15 protein-coding genes are annotated in these 19,297 nt (G+C 71.3%); 2 read left to right on the forward strand and 13 right to left on the reverse strand.

What is annotated here, in order from left to right:
• From BKA14_RS13955 to BKA14_RS13970, 4 genes are all read right to left on the reverse strand, one after another.
• Entirely contained in the window at positions 1-3,462 is a 3,462-nt protein-coding gene (locus tag BKA14_RS13955) for a 3-keto-alpha-glucoside-1,2-lyase-like domain-containing protein (RefSeq protein WP_203722607.1), read from the reverse strand.
• A 746-nt stretch (positions 3,463-4,208) separates the two neighbouring features.
• On the reverse strand, positions 4,209-4,730 hold the full coding sequence (locus BKA14_RS13960) for a LytR C-terminal domain-containing protein (RefSeq protein ID WP_184951350.1): 522 nt from the start codon (positions 4,728-4,730) through the stop codon (positions 4,209-4,211).
• A gap of 62 nt (positions 4,731-4,792) precedes the next feature.
• Entirely contained in the window at positions 4,793-4,936 is a 144-nt protein-coding gene (locus BKA14_RS13965) for a hypothetical protein (protein WP_184951351.1), read from the reverse strand.
• 294 nt (positions 4,937-5,230) lie between these two features.
• On the reverse strand, positions 5,231-5,920 hold the full coding sequence (locus tag BKA14_RS13970; protein ID WP_184951352.1) for a GAF and ANTAR domain-containing protein: 690 nt from the start codon (positions 5,918-5,920) through the stop codon (positions 5,231-5,233).
• 126 nt (positions 5,921-6,046) lie between these two features.
• On the opposite strand from BKA14_RS13970, the gene BKA14_RS13975 reads away from it, so the two are divergent.
• Complete coding sequence (locus BKA14_RS13975; RefSeq protein WP_184951353.1) at positions 6,047-6,199, forward strand: hypothetical protein; 153 nt, start codon at positions 6,047-6,049, stop codon at positions 6,197-6,199.
• Here the strand turns inward: BKA14_RS13975 and BKA14_RS13980 are convergent.
• Entirely contained in the window at positions 6,186-7,094 is a 909-nt protein-coding gene (locus BKA14_RS13980; RefSeq protein ID WP_184951355.1) for a hypothetical protein, read from the reverse strand. The two genes, BKA14_RS13975 and BKA14_RS13980, sit on opposite strands and share 14 nt — an antisense overlap.
• 63 nt (positions 7,095-7,157) lie before the next feature.
• The gene (locus BKA14_RS13985; protein WP_184951356.1) at positions 7,158-7,997 is read right to left on the reverse strand and encodes a helix-turn-helix domain-containing protein; all 840 of its coding nucleotides are present in this window, start codon (positions 7,995-7,997) and stop codon (positions 7,158-7,160) included.
• 101 nt (positions 7,998-8,098) lie between these two features.
• Between BKA14_RS13985 and BKA14_RS13990 the strand changes: the two genes are divergently transcribed.
• Entirely contained in the window at positions 8,099-9,022 is a 924-nt protein-coding gene (locus BKA14_RS13990) for an SDR family NAD(P)-dependent oxidoreductase (protein ID WP_203722604.1), read from the forward strand.
• A gap of 25 nt (positions 9,023-9,047) precedes the next feature.
• Here BKA14_RS13990 and BKA14_RS13995 read toward each other — a convergent pair whose 3' ends face one another.
• From BKA14_RS13995 to BKA14_RS14025, 7 genes are all read right to left on the reverse strand, one after another.
• Positions 9,048-11,351: an RICIN domain-containing protein gene (locus tag BKA14_RS13995; protein ID WP_184951357.1), complete on the reverse strand. Its 2,304-nt coding sequence runs from the start codon at positions 11,349-11,351 to the stop codon at positions 9,048-9,050.
• Positions 11,352-11,465: 114 nt separating this feature from the next.
• On the reverse strand, positions 11,466-12,701 hold the full coding sequence (locus BKA14_RS14000) for a YibE/F family protein (protein ID WP_184951359.1): 1,236 nt from the start codon (positions 12,699-12,701) through the stop codon (positions 11,466-11,468).
• Between the two features lie 19 nt (positions 12,702-12,720).
• Positions 12,721-13,326 carry an isochorismatase family protein gene (locus BKA14_RS14005; protein ID WP_184951361.1) on the reverse strand — a complete coding sequence of 202 codons (606 nt, stop codon included), beginning with the start codon at positions 13,324-13,326 and terminating at the stop codon, positions 12,721-12,723.
• On the reverse strand, positions 13,323-15,194 hold the full coding sequence (locus tag BKA14_RS14010) for a hydantoinase B/oxoprolinase family protein (protein ID WP_184951362.1): 1,872 nt from the start codon (positions 15,192-15,194) through the stop codon (positions 13,323-13,325). Before BKA14_RS14010 ends, BKA14_RS14005 begins: the two co-directional genes overlap by 4 nt.
• A 3-nt stretch (positions 15,195-15,197) precedes the next feature.
• Positions 15,198-17,240, reverse strand: a complete 2,043-nt coding sequence (locus tag BKA14_RS14015; protein WP_184951363.1) for a hydantoinase/oxoprolinase family protein — start codon at positions 17,238-17,240, stop codon at positions 15,198-15,200.
• A gap of 8 nt (positions 17,241-17,248) precedes the next feature.
• On the reverse strand, positions 17,249-18,442 hold the full coding sequence (locus tag BKA14_RS14020) for a CaiB/BaiF CoA transferase family protein (protein ID WP_184951364.1): 1,194 nt from the start codon (positions 18,440-18,442) through the stop codon (positions 17,249-17,251).
• The gene (locus BKA14_RS14025; protein ID WP_184951366.1) at positions 18,439-19,248 is read right to left on the reverse strand and encodes a GntR family transcriptional regulator; all 810 of its coding nucleotides are present in this window, start codon (positions 19,246-19,248) and stop codon (positions 18,439-18,441) included. Before BKA14_RS14025 ends, BKA14_RS14020 begins: the two co-directional genes overlap by 4 nt.
• Positions 19,249-19,297 lie beyond the last annotated feature (49 nt).

Genomic DNA, 19,297 nt, shown 5'->3' on the forward strand with positions numbered 1-19,297 from the left:
TCAGGCCGGCTCGATCCAGATGTTGCGGTAGCGCACGTTCGCGCCGGGGTCGCCGTGGTCCTGCAGGCGGATCGGCCCGTAGGCCGCGGACTCGGCCGCGCCCGCACCGGTCGGGCCGTCGATCGTCACGTTGTCGTGCACCGTCCGGCCGTTCCAGACCACCGTCACCCGGGCGTCCTCGGTCTTGGTGGAGCCGTTCCAGCGGGCGGCCCGGAACGTGACGTCGTACGTCTGCCACGTCTCGGGTGCCGTCGCCGCGTTGGCCGTCGGCGTGCGCTTCTGATAGATCGCCGCGCTGTCGTCGTTGGCCAGCACCGCTTTCCCGTACGAGTCGAGCACCTGGAGCTCGTACCGGTCCTGCAGGTAGATCCCGCTGTTCGCGCGCTGCTGCCCGGTGACGTCCGCCGGCAGATTGGGCAGCCAGAACTCGACGTGCAGCTTGAAGTCCCCGTACGTCTGCTTGGTGCGCAGATCGCCGCCGAGCACCTCGGCCGAGCCGTCAGCGACGGGCCAGGCCGGCGCGCCACCGCTGGAGTTCACGAACGAGTTCAGGTTGCCGCCGTTGAACAGCGTGACCCGGCTCGTGTTGTTGTGCGTCCAGCGCTGCTGGGCCACGTCGGCCCACTCCCAGATCTGGACCTGGGTGCCGTCCGCGGTCGCCCCGCCCGCCACGTCGAGGACCTTGCCCGAGGCCGGGTTGAGCAGCGAACCGTTGGCCTGCGCCTGCCACACCTGAGCCGCGCTGCCGTTGCAGGTGTAGAGCTGCACCTTCGTGCCGTTGGCGGTGCCGCCGTTGTCGATGTCCAGGCACTTGCCGTGCGCCCGCAGCGTGTCACCGTTCCTTTTCCAGCTCTGCGACGACGAGTTGTTGCAGGTGTAGAGCTGGATCTTCGTCTTGTCGGCGGTGCCGCCGTTGTCGACGTCGAGGCACTTGCCGCCGATCCCGGTGAGGGTGCCGGTCTTGTCCGTGGCCGCGCTCGCCCCGGCGCCCACAGTGAGGCTGTCCAGGTTGACGTGCCCGACATCGCCGGTGTCCACCTTGTAGGCGATCGTGTTGCCCCCGGCTTTCAGGGTCACCGTGTCGGTCTTGGTGGCCCACGTGTCCCAGTTGCCGGTGTCGGCCAGGCTGACCTGCCGCAGCTTGACGCCGTTGACGTACAGGCTGACGGTCTTGGCCCCGGCCGACGGGTTGGGGCCGTTGCTGAAGCGCAACCCGACCGGGTACGAACCCGCGGCGGGCACGTTGACAGTGAACGTGGTGGCCGCTCCGGCCGAGCCGTAACCGGCGACGAAACCTGACCCCGTGTATCCGGTGTGGTCGGTGGCGATGCCCGCGCTGCCGCTGAGCCCGGAGTGCTCGGCCTCGACCCGGTCGCTGCGCAGCGTGGTGCCGTCGGCCAGGCTGTTCAGCGTGTACCAGGCCTCGGTGCTCCACAGTGACACGCCGGTGGTGCTGGTGAACGGCCGCGGCGAGCGGACGTGCACGACCCGGCCCGGCTTGAGCCCGGCCAGCTGCAGCGTCACCTTGAGCCGGTCGGCCGACAGCGTCGCCGAACTCACCGTGAGCTGCTCCTCGTCGACCTTCGGACCGCCGTACGCGGCCGTCGGGACGTACCGCCACTGCTTGGCCTGGTAGCGCGCGGCCAGCGAGGCGGCGGTGGTGGTCGAGACGGGCTGGGTGTATTCGAGCTCGAACCCGCCCGCGACGGCCCGCATCGCCTTGATGTCGAACACGCTCGCGTTGTTGGGGGTCAGCTTCTGCAGCCCGTACCGGAGCTTGCCCTCCTGACCCCAGTTGCCGTCCGCGCCCAGACCGCCGGCGTAGAGCGCGCCGTCCGGGCCCTGGCTCAGCCGCAGCACACCCATCTCCAGACCCTGGGTCAGCCGGAACACCGCGCCCTGGTACTGGCCGCCGACCTTCTCCAGGAAGCCGCGCTGGATGCCGCCGTACGTGACGTCACCGAAAAGCATCTGACCCGCGTACGGGCCCGAGTTGAGCAGCAGCGGGGTGCTCGGCGAGTTGGCGATCTCGTTCTGCGGCAGCCACAGCACGGGCTGGGTCACCGGCTGCGAGTCGAACGGGCCGTCCGGGTTCGTGTAATGCCCGAAGAACCGGTCCTGTTTGATCTGCACCAGCTTCGACGAGGGCAGCCAGCCGCCCTGGTTGTCGGTGACGAAGATGTCACCCTCGGGCCCCCAGCCGATCCCGTCCGGGGTACGCAGGCCGCCCGCGATGTACTGCACCGCGCCGGTGGTCCGGTTGATCTTCAGCGTGGTGCCGCGGTTCGGCGACCCCTGCGGCTCGGTGGTGGCGCCGCCCAGGTTGATCGACACCGACAGGTTCAGATAGAAGAACCCGTCCTTGTAGAGCAACCCGAAGGCGAACTCGTGGAAATTACCGTCGAAAGGCCACGTCGCGACGCGCCGGTACTGATCGATCGTGCCGTCGCCGTTGGTGTCGTTGAGCTCGGTCAGCTCGTGCTTCTGCGACACGTAGATCTTGCCGTCGACCACCTTGAGCCCCATCGGCTCCCGCAGCCCCGTGGCGATCTTCTTGTACGTGACCTGGCTCGGCGACGTCGCTCCGGTGACCCCGCTGAGCAGGTAGACCTCGCCGGCCACGGTGTCGCTGCCACCCCAGGTGGCGATCGCGAGGCGACCGTCGGGCATCCAGTCCATCGCGCTGACCTGCGGCTGGAACCCCGACGGGCGCAGGTTGGTCAGCGTGTAGCCCGGGTGCACACCGGTCAGCGGCAAACCGTCGCCCGGGCTGTCACCGGCCTGCTCACACTCCTTGCGGCCGGGGGCGGTCACCCGCACCACACCCGCGTCGGTGCTCAGGACCGTGTTCGGCACCACCGCGTACGCGGTCTGGCCCGGCGGCCGCCACTCGAGCGTGAGCTGCTGGCCGTTGTCGCGCTCGAAGAAATCGATCTTCAGCGCGTGGTAACCGGTGGTCAAGGACTTACTGCCCTCAACCGCGACGGCCCCGTGCAGCCCGTCATTGTTGATCACCAGCGCGTCGTCGAGATACAGCCGCGAACCGTCGTCACTGGTCAGCCGGAACGCGTACGTGCCCGCCGCGGTGATGTTGAGGTTGGCGATCACCTCGGACTGAAAGCGATCCTCCAGCCCGAACTCGGCCGCGGACGTCCAGTTGATCACCGGCAGGAGCTTGTCGACGTTGGGGGTCTGGCCGGGTTTCAGGGTGCAGATCGCACTCTGCGAGGTCTGGAGATCGTACGTACGCAGGGTGACGCCCGGCTCCTGCGTCGGAACAGCGGCGGCCTTGGGGAGGGCGGCCTTGCCCAGCCCGCCCGGCGCTCGGCCGGCCGTCGGGGCGGCGGCGGTCACCGGCTGGGCGATCGTGGGGTGAGCGGCGCTCGGGGATGCGGCGCTCGGTGTGGCGGGGAGGAGGACGCCGACCAGGGCGGCGGTGGACAGCAGCACCAAACTCTTCATGAGGCGCTCCAGGGACGGATGCAGGTATCGATTCCTGCCGATATCCGTGGACGCTAAGCGCCTTCCGAAACAAAGTAAACAACTTCTAACGTTTCATAGAGAACTTTCGATTAAAACGACTAAAGTCTTGCCCTCACACCCCAAAGCCCGGGGCGATCCGGGCAGGCGTCCACTGAGGAGCCGTTGAGGCATCCTAGGAGGATAGGACGTCATCCCCGGGCTGCGGCCAAGGCCCGCCTCGGGGTGCTTCCCGACAGCCTGCGCCTTCTCGACCGGCTCACCGGCCTGGCGGCCTGCCTTGGCACCGAGGACAGGCGGGCGGGTACGGGCACCGGGGCAAGGCAAGCCCGAGCCAGGGCGGAGCGAGCCGGCCGGAGCGAGGCGACTGGCCCGGGCGAGCCGGGCGCGCGAGCCGGGCGGGCGAGCCGGGCGGGCGAGCCGGGCGGCCGAGCCGGGCGGGCGAGCCGGGCGGCCGAGCCGGGCGAGTCAGGACGGGTCGAGCGGGCCGGAGAGCCGGGGTTGACGGCGGAGCTGGGCCAGCCAGCCGGGGCGGTCACAGCGAGGCAAGCCGGGACGACACGGGAGAGCCGGCCAGGCGCAAGGCTGGCCCTGGCAAGGCGGGGTGAGCCAGCCGGGAGAAGGCGGGGGCAAGCCGAGACAGGCCCGGACGGGCCGGGACAAGGCGAAGCCACCCGAGATGGGGTTGAACGGCGCGGGTCGGGGCGTGCTGACAGCGTGCGGCTGGCTCAGGCGGCGCAGGAGCCCGGGGGCAGTTCGGGCTCGCTGAGCTGGGCCAGGGACTGGTTGACCTCGGTGCGGGTGGCCAACTGCCGGTACTGTTCGCCGATCACGATGTCGATCACGTCGGTGGTGCGGGTGGCGCTGTACTGCGGTTCGGCCTCGCCCAGGAAGAACGCCCGGATCCAGTGGGCCGCGCCGACCGTTTTCGGCCCGTAGCGGACCACGGCGATCGTGGCCAGTTTGTTCTTGCTCCGGGCGGGTTTCTGCATCACGAAGCCGCGGTTCTTGAAGTCTTCGGTGACCTGGTCGGCGGTGCCCGCCGTCTTGGTGCCGTTGAGCACGCGCAGTTTCACCTGGGCGGCCTCGTCGGGCAGGGTGAGCGACACGCGGGGTGCACCCGGCGGGCAGTCCTGACCCGCGGCCGCGTCGGCCTGGGTGTCGCGGGCCACCGCCACCACCACCACGATGATCGCGGCTACGGCCAGGGCGACAAGGACGACAAGCGCTCGCACGCGCGTGAAGCTCATAAATCTGAAGATGCCCAGCGGGCCGGTTCCGTTGCACTGCGACAAGAGTCTTGACCAAACCGTCACCCGGCGATGCCGTGGGCCCAGGGGAAGACCCGCGGCCGGGCCGTCACCGCGTAGCCGAACGTGACCCGCAGGATGATCGCGGCGAAGGCAACACCGGCGTCACGAGGCCCGCCGCCACCTCCTAGGCGACGTTCGATCACCCGCTCCGGCTGGGCACGCGGGCCGCCCTCCGGCACTTCACCAACAAGGCCACCCTCAACCTGTGGCGGGCCGGCGAGGGCTTGGGCACGCAGGTCTACGACTACCTGGTCAGCGCCGACGACGGCCACGCCGCGGCACCCCGCCGGCCCTGGCCCAGGGTTACGGCCCGGAGGCGACCGCCACCCTCGACCCGAGCTTGGGCCCGCCGTCCGCTGCCCACCCCGTCGTCACTCACGGCGAGCCCGTCCGCCCTGACGCCGGGTCCAACCCCACCCGTGGCCGCGCGGGATCGGTCAGCCGGGGACTTCGCCGGTGTTGACGAGGCGTTCGGCCACTGACACGAGCTTCTGGTTCGAGTTCTGCGAGATGGTGGACAGCAGGTCGAAGGCGGCGTCGGGGGTGATCCGGAGCCGCTCGATCAGGATGCCTTTGGCCTGCCCGATCAGGTCGCGCGTCTCCAGCGCGGCGGTGAGCTGGGCGACCCGCTGGCCGTCGGCCAGGGCGAGCGCGGCCAGCGTGCCGTAGACGGCGGCCAGGCGGCGCTCGGACTCGCCGAACGCGGCGGTCCGCTCGCCGTAGAGGCTGAGCGTGCCCAGTCTGAGGTTGTCCACCCACAGCGGCACGCACAACATGCTGCACACGCCCTCACGCACGGCCACGGCCGAGAACTCGGGCCAGCGGTCGTCGGTGGTCATGTCGTCGACGACGATCACCCGTTGCTGCCGGGCGGCGTCGACGCAGGGACCGGCGCCCCGCTCCTGCTGCAGGCGGTCGAGGACGCGGGGTGGCTCGCCGAGCGTGGCCCGCGGAACGAGCCGGGTGTTCTCCAGCTCGATCAGGCCGGCCCAGATCGCGGGCGGGATCGTCGCGGTGGCCTGGGTGACGATCGCCGTCAATCCGGCGGGCTCCTCGGCCCGGATGGCCCGCGCGGCCCGGGAGAGCTGCTCCAGCACTTCGTCGGGCTGCACTTCCAGCTCTGTCATGACCTCCCCCATCAGGTGTCGGAACACGTAAGCATGAGTCGCGTCGTTTGATGCGTCGTTTCGCGGCTATTTTAATACCGGACGAGGACGTTGTCCTCTCGGCACTCAGGGAAGGCCGATGGCCGAATGGACAAGCCGGCGATCGTCGCGACGGCCCGAAGACTGCAGGTGGAAGCGGCCGAGCTGTGCGAACGCGCCGCCGACGCGCACACCGCGGCCGTCGAACAGCGCGAACGGGCCCGGACCGCCCGCGTACGGAGGCTGATCACTCCGAGCTGACCACCAGCGACCCGAAACCGGCGGCCGCCGTCACCTCCAGGCCCGATCCGGCGCCCGCGGTCAGCGTCGTGTTCTGTCCGATGCCGCGCTCCCGCCGGCCGTACAGCCTCACCTCGCCCGCACCGAACCGGGCCACGACCTGCACCGGGACCTCACCCTCGGTGCGGATGCTCCACTGCCGCACCCCGCCCGACATGCGGATCGGCAACACCCGGTCGGAGCGGGGCAGCGCCAGTACGACCGAATCGGCCCCGCCGGCCAGGTCGACCTCGCGCACCACGCCCCCGGTCAGCACAAACGTCGCCGCGCGGACCCCGCCGTTCATCCGGATGGTCCAGGCGATCCGCTCGTCGAGCACCACGTCGAGCCGCCCCGCCCCGGGCCCGGCGGCCAGCCGGACCTGGTCCCCCGCCACGCTCGCGGCGGGCGCCGGTCCACCGCCGGGCGGCGCGCTGACCCGGATCGGCCCCGCATCCGGCCGCCCCAGCGTGAGATGCAGTTCGGGCACGTCGCTGACCAGCTCGAACGTTCCCGCGCCGAACGCCGGTGGGCCGGGCGACACGAAGACCGGCCCGCCGTCCGCCCGCGGCGGCGCGGGCGACCGCTCCCCACCTCCGGCCAGCCCGGCCACGACCACCGAGCTCACCCCGGCGAGAACCGCGCCCGCCACCCCCATCGCGGCCGCGCGAGGCCGTCGCTTCCTTCCCCCGTACGTGGCCGGCCGCCCACGAACGGGCGGCACCACCGGAAGCTCCGCCGTGGGCGGCTCATCATGATCGGCCGCGCGCGGAGCGGGAGGACTGTGCGGACGGTTCTCGCCCCGATACGCGAAGCCCGCCGCCCCCGACAGGAACGGGTAGGTGTCTTCCTCGTCGCCGCGTACGGGATCGTCCACCGCAGCCTCCTCGTTCCCCCCGTAACCGTCACCAACGGGTACGGACCCGCCCCGCACGACGGATCAACGGAACTGCTCGGCGCTCAGGTCCTGGGTGCCGACGGCGGCCAGCAGGGTGAGTTTGCTGCGGGCGTCGGTGCCGGGTCGCGGGGTGTAGACCAGCACCCGCAAGCCGGCTTCCTCGGTGGTCAGGACGTTGGAGTCGAGGGCGATCGCCCCCACGGCCGGGTGGTCGACGACCTTGGCCGAGCTGGGGATCGGGGCCACCGACGGCTGGTCCCACAGGGCGCGGAAGCGGGAGCTGCGGCGCAGCCGAGTGATCAGCGCGGGGATCTCGGGGTCGTGGGGGAAGCGGCTGCTCGTCGCCCGCAGGTCGGCCACCAGTGACGCCTCGAAGGCGTCGCGTTCGGCCTCGGTGTGCCGCACCCGGGTCGGCTCGTCCTCGAACTGCCAGATCATCGCGTTGCGGCTGCCACCGGTGTGCCGGGTGGGGTCGCCCATCGTGGCGGCGAACAGCGGGTTCCAGTGGAGCAGCTGCCAGACCGCGTCGAACACCGCGGTCGGGTTGTGGTCGAGCTGGCCGATGATGCGGTGCAGGCTGTCGGGGACGAGCCGGGGGATGTGGTGCGGCCCGGCGGGCTGCCCGGCCAGACGCATGAGGTGCGCGTGCTCGTCGGCGGAGAGGCGTAACGCCCGGGCCAGGGACGAGCAGACCTGGGCCGACGGGGAGGCCGCGCGGCCCTGTTCGAGCTGGACGACGTATTCGACGGAGATGCCGGCCAGGCCGGCCAGTTCAGCGCGGCGCAGGCCGGGGACCCGGCGCGGCGCGTGGTGGGCGAGCCCGGCGGCGGCCGGGTCGAGGCGGCTGCGCCAGGCCCGGATCGCCTCGCCGAGCTGGTTCATGCCCTCATCGTGCCGCACCCGGCCCGGACCGGGGTGGTACCGGTCTTACTACCTTGACCGGTAGCTCCCGCCGCCCGCCGCCGCGGCTCAGGGTGGGTGCCATGAACGAACACACTCTGGTCATGACGGGTGGGACGAGCGGCCTCGGGCGGGCCGCCGCGGCCGAGCTGCTGCGCCGCGACCCCACGATGCACCTGGTGCTGCTGGCTCGTGGCACCGCGCTGACGAACAATCGCGGCACCGCCCTGACCAAGGACCGCGTCACCGTGATCAAGGCGGATCTGGCGAGCCTGGGGAGCGTACGGGAAGCCTCGAGGGACATCGGGCGACGGCTCGCGTCGGGAGAGTTGCCGCCACTGAGCGGCCTGGCCGGGAACGCCGGGGTGTCGCTGGCCGATGCGCTGCACACCACGGCGGACGGTTACGAGAGCACGTTCGCCGTCAACGTGATCGCCAACCACCTGCTGATCTCCGAGCTGGCGCCGCTGCTGCGGGCCCCGGCCCGGATCGTGGTCACGGTGAGTGACAGCCACTTCGGCGACTTCCGGCACACGCTGGGCGCGCTGCCCGGGCCGCGCTGGGCCGATCCCGCGGTGCTGGCCCGGCCGGGCGCGTTCCCCCGCCCGGAGACGCCGGTCGCGGGACGGACGGCCTACACGACGAGCAAGCTCGCGGCGATCCATCTGGTGCACGAGTGGGCCCGTCGCCTGCCCGCGGGCATCGACATCGTCGCCTACAACCCGGGCGTGGTGCCGGGCACCGGGCTGGCCCGTGAGGCCGGCCCGTTCGCCCGCGCGCTGATGGGGGTGCTGAGCCGTCCGTTGCTGCTCACGCCGCTGGCCGACTCGGTGGCCGCCGCGGGGCGCAAGCTGGCCGACGCCATCGACGGGAGCACTGCCGCGTCGTCCGGGGATTATGTGGACCGCACCCGCGCCGCCCGCTCGTCGGCGGAGTCGTACGAGCGGAACCGCGAGCACGCCCTGTGGACGTTTCTCGACGGTGTCGCGGCGCGGGTGGGTCGGTGATGCGGGACGTGCAGCCGGCTCGGGATCAGCCGCCGATGCCGAGTTCGACACGGCCGCCGACGGCGCTGCCCGCGGCGGTGCCCGGGTAGAGCCAGAGCTTGCCGCTGCCGTTCTCGGTGGCCACGATGTCGTCGTAGTCGTCGGCGTTGTAGCGGCCCGCGGTCAGCTCGTTCATGCCGTTCCAGCCGCTGTTGCCGATCTGGACGCGGGCGCCGAGCGTGCCGTTGGCCGCGCCCGGGTAGAACCACAGTTTGCCGGTGGACTGCTCGACCGAGACGATGTCGTCGAAGTCGTCCCGGTTGAAGCGGCCGACGGTGTGCTTGGTGTTGCCGCTCCAGCCGCCGGAGTGCAGCACGACCCGCGGGCCGGGCACGCCGGTGGCGGTGCCGGGGTAGAGGTACAGCTTGCCGTCGCGGGAGTCGACGGTGGTCAGGTCCTCGTACGCGTCGGCGTTGAACTTGCCGTAGGCGAGCTTCTCCATGAAGTTCCACCCGCTGGTGCCGATCTGCACCCGCTCGCCCAGCGTGCCCGCGGCCGTGCCGGGGTAGAGCCAGAGCTTGCCGGTGGACTTCTCGACCGCGGCCACGTCGTCGAACTCGTCGCCGTTGATACGGCCGGTGGCCAGCTTGTCCATGCCGTTCCAGCCACCGGAGCCGATCATCACGCGGGCGCCGAACGCGTCACGGGTGCGGGTGCCGGGGTAGAGCCAGAGCCGGCCGGTGGAGACCTCGGCCGCGATCAGGTCCTGGTAGGCGTCGCCGTTGAACGACACCGACTCGATGTTGACCAGGCCACGGGCGCGCACGTTCCAGCCCGTCGACGGCACCGTGGTGGAGCAGGCCAGCTGCACGGCCTTGCCGCCGTTGGCCGTCGAAGCGCCCTCGATCGCGAGGCACAGCGCGCTGTTGTTGTTCTTGAGCCGGGTCAGGCCGGTGCTGTCCTGCTGCGGCGTCCACAGCTGCTCGGCGCCGTTGTTGCAGGTCCACTGGATGACGCGAGCGCCGGAGGTCTTCGACCCGCCCGCGACGGCCAGGCACTGGTTGCTGTTGACGTTCTTCAGCTCGTAGGCGCCGCCGGTCTTGGGGAAGAACGTCCAGGCTTGGTCCTTGGCCGCGCTGCACGGCCACTGGATGAGCTGGGTGTTCGTCTCGAGCGAACCGGAGGGGACACCGAGGCAGAGCCCGGTGTGGCCGGCCTGCAGGCGCTGCGGCAGGTCGGGCCGCACCGCGTACTGGCCGACGCGCAGGAAGTCGGCGACCGCCTGGGCGTTGCCGGCCAGCGCGTTCCGGCCGGCCAGGGCCAGGTTGCGGTGGGCGGCCTTGTCGGCGCGGGTCACGACGTCGGTGGCGGCCACCCGGTCGGCGGCCTCGGCCGCGGCCAGGGCCTTCTCGATGTCGCGGTCCTTGGCCTGGTGGATGCCGGTGTCGATGAACGCCTTCCAGACCGCGGGGTCGTTGCTGCGGGCGGTCGCGACGGCGGCCGCCTCGACCTCGCTGCCGGTCGCGGCGAAGTTCCACACCTCGGTCACGAAGTCGCGGTCGGGCAGGCTCAGCAGCTGCTCGGTGACGGGCAGGCCGATCCGGTTCGCGGCCAGTTGCTTGGCCGCGCGCGCCAGTGCGGCTGCCTTTTCCGCTTCCGTACGGGTCTCGTCCTCGGCGATCCGCCGGTCCACCGCCTGCTTGGCCGCGGCGGCCAGGCCCGAGGCGATGAACTGGGTCTGCTGCTCGGCCGAGCCCGTGCGGGCCGCGGCCGCGGCCTCCTTGACCTCGCGCCAGTCGGCGTCGTCGGCCACGCGCTCCCAGATCAGCCGGATGAAGTCGGCGTCGCTGACGTTGAGCAGGTCGGCCCCGGCCACGATGTCGATGCTGGCCGCGGCGGCCGCGCGGGCGGAGTCGGACAGGCGCTTGGCCTCGGCCTCGCGGCGCTCGCGCTCGATGTCGCGGTCGAACGCGGCGAACACGCCGGTGGTGATGAACTCGTAGCAGGCCAGGTCGGTGGCGTCCGGGTTGGTCTCGTCGGAGACGGTGCCGAAGGCCTGCTCGGCGGCGGCCCGGACCTCGAGGTAGTCGCCGTTGTCCTTGACGTGCTTCCAGATCTCGATCACGAAGTCGCGGTCGGCCCGCTCGATCAGCGCGAAGTCGTCACCGCGACCGAACTTGACGGCCACCGCGAGTTTCTGGTCGTACGAGGCCTGGCCGGCCGCCGCGAGGGCCTGGACGGGCGCGGGAGCGGCGTAGGCCACCGCGGACGGAACGGCGGTCAGCGTGGCCGCCGCCAAACAGGCAGCCAGGACCGGCCGCGCCCAGCGGGCGCGGAGCATCGATGTCATGAAATTGTCCCCGTTGATGAGTCGCCCTGGCCTGGTCACGGCAGGGCCACACCAGCCAGGGATTGATATCGATGGGTACGGTAGCGGCCCGCGATCGGGCGGCACAAGGCGGGGTCAAGGACTGTCGTCGATGAACGCCGTCCACGGCTGCTGCGCGGGCCGGTGCCGGGCGGGGCGGGCCGGGGCGGCGGCGGTGCGGACGGCCAGCCACGCGGCCAGGGCGGTGGTGATCGGCACGGCGGCGATCAGGCCCAGCGTGCCGACGCCGCTGCGGACCAGCTCCTCGGCGATCGGCTGACCGGTGAGCAGGCGGGTCACGGGGGTGCCGCCGACCGCGAACAGCAGCATCAGCGGCAGCGAGGCCCCGGCGTAGGCGAGCACGATGGTGTTGACCACGGAGGCGATGTGCGCCCGCCCGACCCGGGTCGCGCCCGCGTAGAGCTCACGGAAGCCGTAGCCGGGATTGGCCACGGACAGCTCCCGTACGGTCTCGGCCTGGGTGACGGTGACGTCGTCGAGCACCCCCAGCGCGCCGATCACGATGCCGGCCAGCAGCAGGCCCCGCATGTCGACGCCGCTCCGGCTGACGCTCAGGAAGGTCGTGGTGTCGTCGGCCACGCCGGTCAGGTGCACGAGGCTGGTGAACAGTGCGGACAGCAGAGCCGTGACGGTCAGGGCGATCAGCGTGCCGGCCACCGCGACGGTCGTGGTGAGCGTGAGGCCGTGGGTGAGATACAGCACGATCAGCATGATCGCGGCCGCGCCGACCACGGCCACCAGCAGCGGCTGCCTGCCGTCGAGGATGGCCGGCACCACGAAGATCAGCAGCACGGCGAACGTGACGGCCAGCCCGGCCAGCGCGCGCAGCCCCCGCCAGCGGCCGAAGGCGATCACGGCCAGCGCCACCGCCGCGCCGAGCAGCCACAACTGTTTGCCGCGCTGGTGGTCGGCGATCGAGTAGTCGTTGCCGGTGAAGCTCTCCTCCAGGTAGAGCAGGACGACGTCGTCACCCGGCTCGACCGTGACGGCGCCGGGCCCGCTCGGGATGTCCGTCTCGATGGTCTTCCCGTCGTCCAGCCGGACCTGCACCGTGCCGCACTCGGTGGGGGCCGGCGTGCCCTCGGGCAGCTCGGCCTCGGGGCAGGCGGCGGGCTGGACGGCCACGACCCGCCCGTCGACCTCGGTCGCCCCGCCGGAGTCGGCGGCCCGGTCGGCGCCGGTGGGCCACAGCAGCGCCATGCCGATCGCGGTCAGCACCACCGCGGGCACCAGCACCAGCAGCAGGAGCCGGCGGGCGCGGGGCGTCATCGAGCGCAGGGCGTCGCGGCCCTCGCCGTGGGTGTGCGGCATCCGCAGATCTTAGGCGGCGTCAGGTCGCGAGCCTGGTCACGACCTCCTCGACGGTGACGACGTCCGCATATTTGGCGCCCAGGTCGAACAGGTTGGCCTCGTGCACCTCGGGCGTACGGTCGCCGCAGGCGTCGGCCGCCACGACCGGGCGGAAGCCGTGCTGCAGGGCATCGGTGGCGCTGGCTCGCACGCAGCCCGACGTGGAGACCCCGGCGATGATCGTGGTGTCGACGCCGCGGGCGGTCAGCGTGGCCGCCAGCGACGTGCCGAAGAACGCCGACGCGTACTGCTTGGTCACCACCACCTCGCCCGGCGCCGGGGCCAGCTCGGGCACGAACTCGGCCGCGTCCGAACCCTCCACCAGGGCGGCCAGGGCCGGAACTTTGCGCACGAACAAGCCACCGTCGCTCAGGCCGGGCGAGAACCGGACCCGAGTGTGCAACACCGGGATGCCCGCCGCGCGTGCGGCTCCGAGCAGGGTCGCGCAGCCGTCGAGCGAACGCCGGGAGCCCAGGTCGAACGGGCTGCCCGGGGTGAAGTACGCGCGCATCATGTCGATCAGCAGCAGCGCCGGGCGGCGCCCCCAGCCGAGGGCGCCGCCGAACGGGGTCGGGGACGAGGTCATGTCCAGACCGGCTTGCGGGGAGCGGGCAGCCCGGTCTCCTCCTCGCAGCGGGCCAGGATGTCCTCCATCGAGCCGCCCATGTCGAACACGGGCAGCTCGTCCGGCCTGGATTCCCGGAGTGAGCGGCGCAGCTCCTCCGTGGCCGGCTCGTCGACCGCGCCGCTTTCGGTCACGACCACCCCGTACGCCTTCGCGCCCGCGGCCGTGACGAGCCCGCGCCGGACCTCCTTGGCCACCAGTGCCGGGTCACGTTCGAGGGGGTCGCCCCACCCGCCGCCGCCCCACGTGACGAAATGCAGAACATCCCCCGGCCGTACGGGGATGTCGTGGCACTTGCTGGGCAGCACCTCGCGCGAGCCGTCGGCCCGGTCGATCCACTTGGTGCCGCGGGCTCCGGGCGCGCCGCCGTTGACCCCCCACGGGTACATCAGCCAGCGGTCGTCGTGGATGGCGATCGTGCCCGGCTCCCCGAACCGGTAGGCCACGTCGACGCCGTTGCCGCCGCGGTGCAGCCCGGCCCCGCCGGTGTCGGCCACCGTCTCCCACTTCTCGATGCGCAGCGGGTAGTACGACTCCAGGAACTCGCACGGAATGTTGACGAAGCTCGGCCACAGCGAGTGACCGTCGGGGCCGTCCCCGAGCGGCCGCCCGGGAATGCCGCCGAACCCGATCGAGTACAGCTGGAACCACTCGCCCTTGCGGTCGCCGCTGGAGTAGTTGCCGGAATACATGAAGTGCGGCGACGACGAGAAGCCGGCCGCGTTGAGCAGGGCCGGGTTGGTCTGCCCGAGCAGCCCGCCGAAGAGGTCGAAGACCCGGCCGATGCCGTGGTTGCGGGCGTTGAGCGCGGCCGGATGCTTCGGTTTCCAGTACGAGCCGTCGGGGATGGTCACGTCGACCAGCGGATAGAAACCGTCGTTCCACAGGATCTGCGGGTCGGCCACGGTGATCATGTAGATGCCGAAGAACATCCGGGCCAGGTTCTCGTTCAGGTAGTAGTTGACCGGCCCGATGGCCTGCGGCGACGAGCCGCTGAAGTCCAGGTGCACCCGCTCCCCCGTACGGGTCAGGGAAAGCTTGAGCTCGTACGGGCCGTAACCGACGCCGTCGTCGCAGATGTAGTCGGTGAACGAAAGCGTTCTACCCTCCGCGAACACGACCTGCAGCAGCGTCTTCATCGCGTCGTAGTTGCGTTGCAGCAGGGCGTCCAGCGCGGACAGGTACGTCTCCACGCCGAAACGCGCGCACATCTCCTGCACCCGGCGCGCGGCCGTGCGGCACGCCGCGACCAGCCCGTTGAGGTCGGCCCGGTTCCAGTCGGGCACGCGCACCTGGTTGAGGATGATGCGCAGCGCGTCCTCGTTGAGCCGGCCACCGTCGTACAGCTTGAAGGGCGGGATGACCACACCCTCCTCGTAGATCGTCTTGGCGTCGGTGGGCATGGAGGACGGGGTCTTGCCGCCGACGTCGGACATGTGGCCGAACATCGACGACCAGCCGACCACCCGGCCCTCGAAGAAGATCGGCAGCACGACGAGCCAGTCGTTGGCGTGGCTGATCGCGGCGCCGCACGCATACGGGTCGGAGGTGAGCAGGATGTCGCCCTCGCGGATGTCGCCCGCGAAACCGGCCAGGAAGTCCGGGATGGAGAGCCCGAACTGGCCCACCACCATCTTGCCGGCCGGGTCGGCGATCAGCGGGAACTCGTCGTGCTGCTCGCGGATGCCGGGCGAGAGGGCCGTCCGGAACAGCACCTCGTCCATCTCGTAGCGGGCGTTGCGCAGGCCGTTCTCGACCAGGTCGAGCGTGACCGGGTCGACGTCGGTCCTGGTGATCGGCGCGGTGGTGGTCTCCACGATGGTCGCCATGGGTCAGGCCTCCTTCGCCGGCGTGATCAGCAGGCTGCCGCTGGGATGGGTGGTGGCTTGGTGGCCGGGCAGGACGAGGGTGGTGGAGTCCATCTCCGTGATGATCGCCGGGCCTTCGACGATGTCGCCCGCTCGCAGCTTCAACCTGTCGTAGAGTGCGGCTTCGACGAACTCACCGCTCACGTAGATTCGGGTATGTCCCGATTTCTCCGGCGGGGCGATGCTTTCGTCCAGGCTGATCGGCGCCACGTTCGGACGCTCCCCGGTCACCGCCGCCCGGGCGTTGACCAGCTCATGGCCGACCGGCAGCGTGAAGGAGAACAACCGCTCGTGCTCGGCGTCGAAGCGGGCCGCCAGCCCTTTGGGCCCGTCGGCGAGGTCGAAGCTGACCGGCAACTCGTTGCCCTGCCCGACGAACCGGACGTCGGCCGAGTAGGTGATCGTCTGCCGGTCCGCCGGCACTCCTTGATCGACGAGGCGGGCCGCGGTGGATTCGGCCAGCTCGGTGAAGATCTCGGTGAACTCCTGCGCGGACACGTCGCCGAGCTTGCGCAGAACTGTGCGCGCGGATTCGTCACGAGCGGACGTGGTCGCGTCCCCGAGCGCGCACAGCACGCCGGGCGACGGCGGCACGATCACCGGCCAGGCCCCGGTCAGCTTGCCCAGCGCGTTGGCGTGCAACGGCCCCGCCCCGCCGAAGGCGACCAGCGCGAAGTCGCGCGGGTCGAACCCCTGCTGCACGCTGACCAGCCGCAGCCCGCCCAGCATGTTCTCGTTGACGATGTCGATGATCCCGGCCGCGGCCGCCTCGGCGCTCTCCAGGCCCATGGCGTCGGCGATCGTCTGCACGGCCGCGCGAGCCGCCTCCCGGTCCAGGGTGATCTCGCCGCCCGCGAGCGAGCTGGGCAGATACCCGAGCACGACGTTGGCGTCGGTCACGGTCGGCTCCGTGCCCCCTTTCCCGTACGCGGCGGGGCCGGGCTCGGCGCCGGCCGACTGGGGCCCCACGCGCAGGGCGCGCGTCAGTTGCGGCACGTGCGCGATCGAGCCGCCGCCCGCGCCGACCGTACGGACATCGACGGCCGACGCCCGCACGCTCAGATCGCCGACCTTCGTCTCCCGCCCGATGCGCGCTTGCGCGTTCTGCACGAGGGCGACGTCCGTCGATGTGCCGCCCATGTCGAAAGTGAGCAACTCCGTGTGCTCACTCTGCTCGGCCACCCAGACCGCGCCGGCCACTCCCCCGGCCGGGCCGGAGAGCAGCATCGTCACCGGGGCCGCGATGGCCGCGCCGGCGCCGGACAGGCCGCCGTCGCTGCGCAGGATGGACAGCTCGGCGGGCACGCCCTCCGCGCTCAACTTCGCGGACAGGTTCGCTACGTAACGCGCAACTTGGGGTTGCACGTAACCGTTCGCGACGGTCGTCAACGCGCGCTCATATTCGCGCATCTCCGGGAGCACGACGCTGGACAGCGACACCTCGATGCCCGGCAGTTCCTCGGCCGCCAGTTGCGCGATCCGGCGCTCGTGCGCGTCGTTGGCGAACGCGTTGATGAGCGACACCGCGAGCGCCTCGACGCCGTTGTCGCGCAACTTGCGCAAAGCCGCGCGGGTGGCCTCCTCGTCGAGCTCGCGCACGACCGTGCCGTCGCTACCCATCCGTTCGGGCACCTCGACCGTGTTCTCCAGCGCGGCCAGAGGTTCCGGCTTGGGCCAGATGATCCAGCCGGCCAGGCCACCGGGCACGAACGAACGGGCGATCTGCAACACCTGACGGAAACCTTGCGTGGTCACCAGGCCGACGGTTGCGCCCTTGCCTTCGAGGATCGCGTTCGTGGCCACGGTGGTGCCGTGCAGCACGTGCGCGACCGCGGCCCGGTCGATGCCGGCCTCGGCGCACACCTTGTCGATACCGTTGAGTACGCCGACGGACTGGTCGCTCGGCGTCGAGGCGGTCTTGGCCCGCCAGGTTGCTCCGGAATCCTCGTCGACCAGCAGCACGTCGGTAAACGTGCCGCCCACATCCACACCGAGCCGATACGACATCGCTCTCCTTAAATGATCTTGGCAGTGCGCAAACGCGCGCGCTCCGTTTCGTCCAGGCCCAGCAGGCCGCCGTACACCTCGTCGTTGTGCTCGCCCAGCGCCGGACCGGCCGTACGGACCGAACCGGGGGTGACCGAGAGCTTCGGGGTGGCGTTCTGCATGGGCAGCTCACCGAAGTCGGGGTGGGGCACGTTCACGATCGCCTCCCGGGCCGCGAAATGCGGGTCGGCGAACATGTCCTTGGCCCGGAAGATCCGCCCGGCCGGCACGCCGTTCTCGTGCAGCGTGGCCAGCAGGTCCTCGGCGCCGACGGTCGAGGTCCACTCGGCGATCAGGTTGTCGAGCTCGGCCATGGCGGCGCCGCGAGCCGAATGCGTGGCGTAACGCGGGTCCTGGGCCAGCCCGGGTTGTTTCATCGCGGCGGCCAGCCGGCCGAAGACGGTGTCCTGGTTGGCCGCGATCAGGATCAGGTCGCCGTCGCCGGTCGGATAGACGTTGCTGGGCGACACGTTGGGCAGCGTGGCGCCGGTGCGCTCACGCTGATAGCCGGCGACCGCCCACTCGGGCAGCAGCGACTCCATCATGGCCAGCACCGCCTCGTAGATCGCCGAGTCGACGATCTGACCGCGGCCGGTGTTGCTGCGCGCGTGCACAGCCACCAGGGTGCCGATGCACGCGTAGGTGGCGGCCAGCGAATCACCGAGCGAGATCCCCGCCCGTACGGGCGGCCCGCCGGGATCACCCATCACGTAACGGATGCCGCCCATCGCCTCACCGATCGACCCGAACCCGGCCCGGCTGGAGTAAGGGCCGTCCTGGCCGTACCCGGTGACCCGCGTGATGATCAGCCCCGGGTTGGTCTGCCACAGCGTCTCGGGCGCCATCCCCCAGCGTTCCAGGGTGCCGGGCCGGAAGTTCTCGACCACGATGTCGGCCTGGTCGATCAGCTTGCGGACCAGCGCCTGACCTTCCCCCGTACGCAGGTCGCACGTCACGGACTTCTTGTTGCGGGCGACGACGGGCCACCACAGCGACTTCCCGTGCGGCTTCTCCCGCCCCCACTGACGCATCGGATCACCCCGCCCCGGATCCTCGATCTTGATGACCTCGGCCCCGAAGTCCCCGAGCAGCTGCCCGCAGAACGGCCCGGCCAGCAGCTGCCCGAACTCGACAACCCGCAGATCCCCCAGCGGCCCGCTCATCCCTGCTCCCCCATCGTCGTCGCGCTCGCGTCGTCTCCGCCCGAGCCGCGCCCTGTCGTCGCCGCGCTCGCGCTGCCACTCTCCGCGCCACGCCCGGTCGGCGCCGCGCTCGCGGTCCCCCTTTCGGGACCACGCCCGGTCGGCGCCGCGCTCGCGTCGGGCTCCTCCACGCCGCGCCCGATCATCGTGGCGCGGGCGTTGTACAGGTGTGCTCGCATGATTGCTTCGGCCCACTCCCCGGCGCCCGCCCGCACGGCGGCCACCATCTCGACGTGGTGGTGCAGGCTGCGCAGCAGGGCGTCGGGCGCGTAGTCGTGGAAGTTCTGGGTGACGACGGCCGCGTGCGTGACCCCGCGCAACGCCTGCGCCAGCGGCGGCGACCCGGCGGCGTCGATGAACAGCCCGTGGAACCGGCGGTTGAGCTCGACGATCGCGGCCAGATCCTGGTGGCGGCCCGGCGTGCCGACCCGCAACATCTCGGCCGCGAGCTCGTCCAGTTCGGCGATCTGCTCGTCACCCAGGTTGGGCACGGCCTGCCGCACCGCGTACGGCTCCAGCCGCAACCGCAGCTCGAAGATCTCCCGCAGCTGCTCGGAGGACCACGTCGCGACCCGGGCCCCGCGGTTGGGCTGGATCTCGACCAGACCCTCGGCGGCCAGCCGGGACAGCGCCTCACGGATCGGGGTGCGGCTCACCGACAGCCGGCCGGCCAGTTCCGCCTCACCGAGCCGGGCGCCGGACGGGATCGCTCCCGACAGGATCTCGTCCCGCAAGGACTGCGCCGCCTGTTCCGCCGCTGCTCGCACGCGCTCCCCTTCTGTTCGCACCGCCGGCCATCCGGCCGGCGCGCGCCGG

This window comes from Paractinoplanes abujensis, from assembly GCF_014204895.1.
Classification (GTDB): Bacteria; Actinomycetota; Actinomycetes; order Mycobacteriales; family Micromonosporaceae; genus Actinoplanes; species Actinoplanes abujensis.